The sequence below is a fragment of the Halioglobus sp. HI00S01 genome (genome assembly GCF_001635445.1).
Classification (GTDB): Bacteria; Pseudomonadota; Gammaproteobacteria; order Pseudomonadales; family Halieaceae; genus Halioglobus; species Halioglobus japonicus.
This window is the reverse complement of sequence record NZ_LWEE01000098.1, coordinates 1-236: the sequence shown is the minus strand read 5'-3', so window position 1 is coordinate 236 and position 236 is coordinate 1. Positions and strand designations below refer to the sequence as shown.

1 protein-coding gene is annotated in these 236 nt (G+C 50.4%); it reads right to left on the bottom strand.

Annotated elements, in window-relative coordinates; translation table 11 throughout:
- Position 1 precedes the first annotated feature (1 nt).
- On the bottom strand, positions 2–236 hold a 235-nt coding region (locus tag A3709_RS23725), incomplete at its 5' end, for a hypothetical protein (protein ID WP_197484183.1).

Below are 236 nucleotides of genomic sequence, written 5' to 3'. Positions count from 1 at the left end.
TCTAGACGTTCTCTTCAGCATGCTGTGCACGCAGCATCTCCTGTCTGGATTTAAACTTGGTTTCAGCGATGGCAATCAATTCATGCAACTGTACGGCAACAACCGGCAGGGTAAAGTTCAACCAGACGCCGTTATTAAATAGCAGGCTGGAGAGCGGGAATATCACGCCGAACACAAATACGGTGCTTAAAAACGCCGCCACGCCCGGCGTATAGTGGGTAAACAGCAAGCTGGTC